Source organism: Paenibacillus sp. NPDC058367 (assembly GCF_042723305.1).
GTDB lineage: Bacteria > Bacillota > Bacilli > Paenibacillales > Paenibacillaceae > Paenibacillus_AQ.
This window is the reverse complement of sequence record NZ_JBHXIZ010000006.1, coordinates 249,022-256,572: the sequence shown is the minus strand read 5'-3', so window position 1 is coordinate 256,572 and position 7,551 is coordinate 249,022. Positions and strand designations below refer to the sequence as shown.

Genomic DNA, 7,551 nt, shown 5'->3' with positions numbered 1-7,551 from the left:
CCAACCAATGATCCGTGGACGCTGGTTTGGGGAGATGAATTCAATGAAGGAAGCATTGATCCTACGAAATGGACCTATGACCTTGGAGATGGTTCGCAATTTAACAATCCAGGTTGGGGCAACAACGAGAAGCAATGGTATTCAAGTGATGAGAAGAACGCAAAGGTACAGGATGGTAATCTAGTGATTACCGCGCGTAAAGAAGCAGTAAGTGGCAAGGAGTACACTTCTTCGCGACTTAAAACGAAAGGTCTGTTTAGCAAGAAATATGGGAAATTCGAGATTCGGGCTAAAGCGCCTACCGGAAAAGGGTACTGGCCAGCGATCTGGATGCTGCCGGAGAACTACGAGTACGGAAATTGGGCTTCCTCTGGTGAGCTTGATATTATGGAGGGCTGGGGCAGCCGTCCTAATACGGTAGCGGGTACCATTCATTACGGCGGCGAATGGCCTAACAATGTATACTCTGGCAAAGAGTACGTGTTCCCGGAAGGCTCCACGATAGAACAATTCCATACGTACTCCATTGAGTGGGAACCGGGAGAAATTCGCTGGTATGTAGATGGTGAGCTGTTCTTGACCAAAAATGACTGGTACAGCATCAGCAATGGCCAGCCTGCGAATAATGCTTATCCAGCACCGTTCAATCAGGAGTTCCACCTGCTGTTAAATCTGGCTGTCGGCGGCAACTTCGATGGTGATCCAACACCAGAAACCGTGTTTCCAAAATCGATGCAGGTTGATTATGTCAGAGTCTATGAACTGACAGGCCGAGAGTATCGTGAGCCGGTACCAGTTACGCTGGATAAGGAGCCTTACTTGGAAGGCTCAAAGCTAGCACTTCCTGACGGAAACCTTGTCTATAACAACAACTTCACGGAGCAGGTTCCGGGAGATGATGGAATGGGCATACCGAATACTTCACACTGGGTTTTGTTTAAAGAACCAGGAGCTGATGCTACAGTTTCCACTGTACCGATTGGAGGACACAACTTCCTAAAGGTAAATATCAGTAATGCTGGGGGCAATGCCTATTCCGTTCAACCTCAAGCGATTGTATCCGTTGCTAAAGGTAGATTCTATAAGCTCAGCTTCGATGCCAAAACAGATGTGTCACGTAATATTAGTGTTAAATTAACGGGGGGAGAATCACGTGGCTTTGCGGCTTATTCTCCAGCGCTTAAGGCAGAGCTGACCTCCGAGATGTCCCATTACGAAACGATGTTTCAAATGAAGGACAACTCTGACATTGCAGCACGGATAGAGTTCAATATGGGAACTAACGCTTCACCAGTTTGGTTAGGTAATGTCCGTCTGGAAGAGGTAGATAGTATTCCTTTTGATCATGATGGAATAAAAACACCGCTCGGTAGCGGTAATCATCTGTACAATGGCACTTTCGATCTTGGTGAGCCCAATCGGATGAGCTATTGGCACGTAGAAACAGCCAATGGTACAACGTCCACTGCCAATGTAGATGATACAGGAAAGCTGAATCTGCAGATTGGCGGCAGCGGAAGTGGCGAAGTTCGGTTGCTTCAGAAGGGAATTCAGCTCATACAGGGCCAAGATTATGAGCTTACCTTTAATGCTGCAGTATCCTCTGCACGTACTGCCACAGTTCAGCTTCTTGGAAAAGACGGCAGCGTACATGCGCAGCAGTCAGTTAATTTAGCCCAAGGTGAACAACAAATAAAAGCAGTCTTCACCAACCTTGCAGGTACAACGGATCATGAGGGACAATTTGTGTTACTTCTGAACGGTGCTACCGATACAGTCATCTTGGATAACTTCAAGTTGCTGCGCACGAGCTTTTATTATGATCCATCACTTGTCTACTACCCGCTTGTGAATGGTGAATTCAACACTGAATTTCATGCCTGGGATCGGCTGTTGACGGAGCAGGGCGGACAGAGCACTGCTACTGCTACAGATGGAACAGCGAAGTTTAACATTACGAATACGGGTAGCCAGCCATATTCCGTGATGTTGTTTCAAAATAACTTGAAAGCTGCAAGCGGAATAGATTATGTGCTAGAGTTTGATGCCAGTTCAACCATTGCCCGAAAAATCGGTGTGAATGTTGAAAATGCGTCTTATCAGGCTTCGTTTACAAAAATTGTAGAGCTCACACCAGCAACGAATCATTACACATTCGAATTCCGTCAAGGCAGTAAGGATACATTGTCACTTAAATTCCTGCTTGGAAAGGTTGAGGGAATTAGTATTCCTCAAAGCCATGATATTATCATCGATAATGTGAAATTTGAAATCAAAAATGCACCGGCCAAACCGCAGGAATTACTAAGCGATAGCAGCAATAACAGAGTTTCGCAGCCGATTGAGCTAACCTTCATAGACCATGAGGATTGGAGAAAGAAAATCATTGCAGTGAAGGTTAATGGTATAACACTTGAAACCGAACAGTACACCATTGAGCCTGGAAAAATCACAATCGATGCAGCAGTATTTCCATCCGAGGGCAGCTATACAATCACTGTAGAAGCTGACCATTACGCAAATGGATCTGTGCTTCAGACGATACTTGCTAACGATAACAATCTAGTCATAAATGGCTCGTTCGGCAGTGGTAAGACGGGTTGGTCTACATGGTCTGGAGAAGGTGGTGTTTCTGCGTTTGAGGTAAAGGATGGCGTGGCAGAAATCTTGATTACGTCAGCAGGATGGGAGGCGTGGCATACACAATTTTACCAAGAGGGTATCCCACTGGAAGGCGGAAAAACGTATGAGGTGAGCTTTAAGGCGAAATCAACGGTTCCGCGGCAGATCATCCTAGAATACTCCAATACTTCTGCAGCTTCCGCTCAAGCTAAGTTTGATATTACTGCCGATTGGGCAACGTATGGCGCACAATTTAAGGTGTCCAACAGCAATCCGCTGAAGCTGAATTATCTGATCGGCAAATCGCTGGGCACTGATTCTACGGCTAACAGTACGCCACATACGATTTCTTTTGACGATATTGTGGTCCGGGAGGTACAAGGTGGTCCGCCAGTGAACCCACCAAGCGGTACGCTGGATAATGGAACCTTTGATGTGGATTCTAAAGGGTGGAGCCAGTATTTTGATGGAACTGGATCTGCTGCTGTAAAAGATGGGGAATTTGCGATAGATCTGACGGGCACAGGGCAAGCTGCTTACAGCGCACAAGTGGATTATGAAAACCTGAAGCTTATTCAGGGAAAGACGTATACCTTGAAGTTTAAGGCCCGTTCTACGGTAAACCGTAATATTCAGGTAGCTGTGGAGCATAAAGGCGGGGATTACAACAAATATATGGAAGCTGAGCTTATAGCTTTGACCCAAAGTATGAAAGAATTCAGCTACACATTTACCATGAACGGTGCGACAGACGCAGGGGCTCATTTGGTATTTTTACTAGGGCTTATTGATGGAAACAGTACGGAGACGAATAATGAAATTAGTGCGGGCAGCACGATCTATTTGGATGATGTAAGCTTAATCGAAGGTTAAACGAAAAAAACGGCAGTGTTTTCCTTTTTACAGGAGCACTGTCGTTTTTTGTTTTGGGATTAAGATTCTTCTTTAGGGATAAATTCGAAGATCTTACCATTCTCAAAGGATTCTATTAATTTTAGCAACCAGCGGTAGTAATTAATGGATTCGGTAATCTTCTCTTCATCTGTATTTAAGAGCTGCATAAGTTTACTATCGTCACTATATTCTTTTTTCATATCGTTAATTTCTGCAAGTGATTTCGCTAGTGAGATCATATTTCCTTCGACGGCTTTTCTCCATTTAATAGAGAAGTAATCACTGAAGTTCTGATGCCAGTCAGGCACAGTGGTAAACAGGTCTTTGCGAGTCCCTCTCCCCCAAACTTTATCGATCATTTTCAGATCTAGGAGGGTACGGACTCCCGTACTCATGGACGTTTTGCTCATTCCCATTGTTTTGCTAAGCTCGTCCAGTGTCACTGGACCTTGATTGAAATACATATAACCGTATAAATGCCCAATGGATAAAGTGATGCCGTATAGGTCCATATTTTTACCGATAGAGTCTATCACGCGTTCACGGGCCTTACTAATCTTCTCTATTTGTTCGGGTGTTAACCCTTCTAAATCGTTCATGATGTCCCTCCTGAGGAATAGGTCGATAGACTGCTGCAACCTTATACAATGTATTGTAATCAAATCCCCCTCCATAAGTAAAGAAATCATGAAGAAAGGAATTTGGTGTAAAACAGAGTATTCTATACATAAAGTACGTAAAGTTAAAACTGTACACTAAATTTTATCCGTATATGGTGTTTGCATGAATTTTCAATAGTCCGGTACACTACTATAAGTGAACTAAACCCGGATATATTTTCGGGAGAAGGAGGACGGCATGGCTATTATAGAGGTGAAAAAGCTAACCAAAGTATTCGGTCATGATGCGGGAAAGGCGATTCCATTATTAGAGCAAGGGTGGTCAAAGGAAAAGATCGCTCAGGAATTAAAGTTGACGGTCGGAGTCAACAAAGCCGAATTCAGCATTGAAGAAGGAGAAATATTCGTAATTATGGGATTGTCCGGCAGCGGTAAGTCAACGTTGGTTCGTTTGTTGAACCGTTTGATTGAGCCTACAGGGGGACAAGTCCTTTTTAAAGGAAAAGACGTCGTGAAAATGAACCCGGAGGAGCTTCGGCAATTTCGGCGCAAGAACATCGGCATGGTGTTTCAGAAGTTCGCATTGTTTCCACACCGGACGGTATTGGAGAATGCGGAATACGGACTTGAGGTTCAGGGCGTAGATAAAAAGAAGAGAACTGAACGGGCCATGGAGGCATTGCATCTAGTGGGTCTAAAGGGATGGGAGAATCATCGCCCGGATCAACTCAGCGGAGGGATGCAGCAGCGTGTGGGACTAGCAAGAGGACTTGCTAATGACCCAGATATCCTGCTCATGGACGAAGCCTTTAGTGCACTAGATCCGCTGATCCGTAAAGACATGCAGCAGGAGCTGCTGGAATTGCAGTCCAGAGTGAAGAAGACGATTGTGTTCATCACTCATGATCTAGACGAAGCCCTGCGGATTGGTGATCGGATTGCATTGATGAAAGACGGTGTTATCGTGCAGATTGGTACGCCGGAAGAGATTCTCATTCAACCTGCCAATAAATATGTAGAGCGGTTCGTGGAGGATGTGGACTTGTCCAAGGTGCTAACAGCAGCTCATGTGATGCGGCAACCGGAAACGGTTAGACCTGAGCGTGGACCTCGGGTAGCACTTCAATTAATGCGTGATAGCGGCATATTCAGCTTGTATGTGGTAGACAAAGAAAACAAGCTCTTGGGTGTTATTACAGCTGAGGACGCAGCACAGGCACTAAAGGATAATAAATCCATCCTAGAGGTTACACGGCGGGAGATCCCTCGTGTATATCCAGAAACACTGCTCAATGATTTCTTTGAACTAATATCTGAGACACATTTGCCTGTAGCCGTCGTAGATGAAGCGGATAAATTAAAAGGCATTGTGATTAAGGGAGCCGTTCTTTCCGCACTCGCGGGTAACGCGGTACCGGAAGGAGAAGGATCTTAATGGACATTCCAAAACTGCCTTTAGGAAAGGCCCTCGAGTGGTTGGAAAACTGGCTAACTACGTATTGTGGCCCCTTGTTTGACTTTATCGCTACAATAATCGGTGGAATGGTTTCTGCAATTGAAGGTGCGCTGACCTTCCTGCCTGCATTAGTGCTTATCGTACTTATTGCAGCTTTGTCTTATTGGATTGGGAAATGGCGCATGGCTTTATTTGCGGTAATCGGACTGCTCTTAATCGATAATCTCGGATTATGGGGACCTTCGATGCAATCTTTAGCCCTTGTTCTAACCGCCTCGATATTGGCTGTAGTAATCGGCGTACCGATTGGTATTTTGTGTGCGCAGAGAAATGCGGTTAGAAATACAGTTACGCCTATTTTGGACTTTATGCAGACGATGCCGGCATTTGTGTATTTATTGCCAGCGGTATCTTTTTTCTCACTTGGGGTAGTTCCAGGTGTAATTGCATCGATCATCTTTGCGATTCCACCGACAATTCGTTTGACCAATCTCGGTATTCGTCAAGTTTCAGAGGAGTTAGTTGAAGCAGCTGATGCTTTCGGTTCAACACCAACTCAGAAGCTGGTTAAATTGCAGCTGCCGATCGCACTGCCAACGATTATGGCAGGCGTCAATCAGACGATTATGTTATCACTCTCGATGGTTGTCATCTCATCTATGATCGGTGCGCAAGGTGTAGGTGCCTATGTATACCGCGCGGTATCGCAGGCTAAGACAGGAGATGGGTTCGAGGCGGGGATTGCTATCGTTATTATAGCTATTCTACTCGACCGTTTAACGCAGAACGCACTAAAACCAAAACAGAGATAGGGGTTTTAAATAGATATGAAGAAAAAAAATATAGGTATATTCCTGTTAGTGATTATGATGATTACTGTTATTGCCGGATGTTCATCCACTAGTAAAGAAAAAGTGAAATTGGCATATGTGGCATGGGATTCCGAAATTGCGAGTACTTATGTTGTTAAAGAAGTACTTGAAACTAAGCTTGGAGCTACCGTTGAAATGCTACAGGTAGATGCAGGCCCAATGTGGGCAGGGGTTGCTGATGGTAGTGCGGATGCTATGGTCGCAGCTTGGCTACCAAGCACGCATGCAGCTTATTTAGAGAAGTATGGTTCGAAAATCGAAGATTTAGGTGCTAATTTGAACGGAACTAAAGTTGGTTTAGCGGTTCCAGCGTACATGGATATTAATTCTATTGAAGACTTGAAGAACAGTGACCTGGCAGGTAAATTGAGCAATCGAATTATCGGAATTGAGCCTGGTGCTGGTATTATGACGACGACTGAAAAGGCTATTGCGGAATATGGTCTTAGTGAATATACGCTTCTAGAAAGTTCATCGGCAGCGATGGCTCAGGAGCTGCAAAAAGCCTATGACAACAACGAGCCTATCGTTGTAACGGGTTGGACACCACACTGGATGTTCGCCAATATGGACCTGAAATATCTGGAAGATCCAAAAGGTGTATATGGTGCGGATGAGCAAATCCATACGATGGTTCGTCAAGGTCTGAAAGAAGACATGCCGAATGTCTATAAGTTCTTGGATCAATTCGAGTGGACATCAGAAGACATGGCGAAAGTAATGGTTGAGGTTCAAGGTGGGAAGTCACCAGAAGAAGCTGCTAAAACTTGGGTAGAAAACAACCCGGATAAAGTGAATGCGTGGATTCAAGGTGTGGAATTGTAAGTAGATAGAATTCTGTGGTATGATGTGAAGAATCAATGGATTACAAAAGTGTAACTTGTACGCTAACCACTGTTCTTTACAAATGCACTTCATAAGCAAAATCATTCAATAAAACACCCCGGAAGGGGTGTTTTTCTTGGGAATATAAGCAAAGTATTCAAAGGAATATCTATACTTTGCATATATTTTAATGCTCACACTTATGCTTTAGCGAAGTAAATCAGGAGGCAGCTGCTGCAAGGAGTCAAGAGAGGAGACTGCT

5 protein-coding genes are annotated in these 7,551 nt (G+C 44.5%); 4 read left to right on the top strand and 1 reads right to left on the bottom strand.

From position 1 onward, the window contains the following. The coding region (locus ACFWMP_RS26550) for a carbohydrate binding domain-containing protein (protein ID WP_379425225.1) at positions 1-3,495 on the top strand (3,495 nt) is incomplete at its 5' end. A gap of 59 nt (positions 3,496-3,554) precedes the next feature. Here ACFWMP_RS26550 and ACFWMP_RS26545 read toward each other — a convergent pair. Then, positions 3,555-4,115: a GbsR/MarR family transcriptional regulator gene (locus tag ACFWMP_RS26545; RefSeq protein ID WP_042191677.1), complete on the bottom strand. Its 561-nt coding sequence runs from the start codon at positions 4,113-4,115 to the stop codon at positions 3,555-3,557. Positions 4,116-4,374: 259 nt separating this feature from the next. Here ACFWMP_RS26545 and ACFWMP_RS26540 point away from each other — a divergent pair, with 259 nt between their 5' ends. Genes ACFWMP_RS26540 through ACFWMP_RS26530 form a run of 3 tightly spaced genes read left to right on the top strand, consistent with a single transcriptional unit; the run spans position 4,375 to position 7,289 of the window. Then, entirely contained in the window at positions 4,375-5,571 is a 1,197-nt protein-coding gene (locus ACFWMP_RS26540; RefSeq protein ID WP_042191675.1) for a quaternary amine ABC transporter ATP-binding protein, read from the top strand. Continuing rightward, complete coding sequence (locus tag ACFWMP_RS26535; protein ID WP_042191673.1) at positions 5,571-6,404, top strand: ABC transporter permease; 834 nt, start codon at positions 5,571-5,573, stop codon at positions 6,402-6,404. The genes ACFWMP_RS26540 and ACFWMP_RS26535 overlap by 1 nt, the downstream gene beginning before the upstream one ends. A 15-nt stretch (positions 6,405-6,419) precedes the next feature. Continuing rightward, positions 6,420-7,289, top strand: a complete 870-nt coding sequence (locus tag ACFWMP_RS26530; protein ID WP_379425222.1) for a glycine betaine ABC transporter substrate-binding protein — start codon at positions 6,420-6,422, stop codon at positions 7,287-7,289. Positions 7,290-7,551 lie beyond the last annotated feature (262 nt).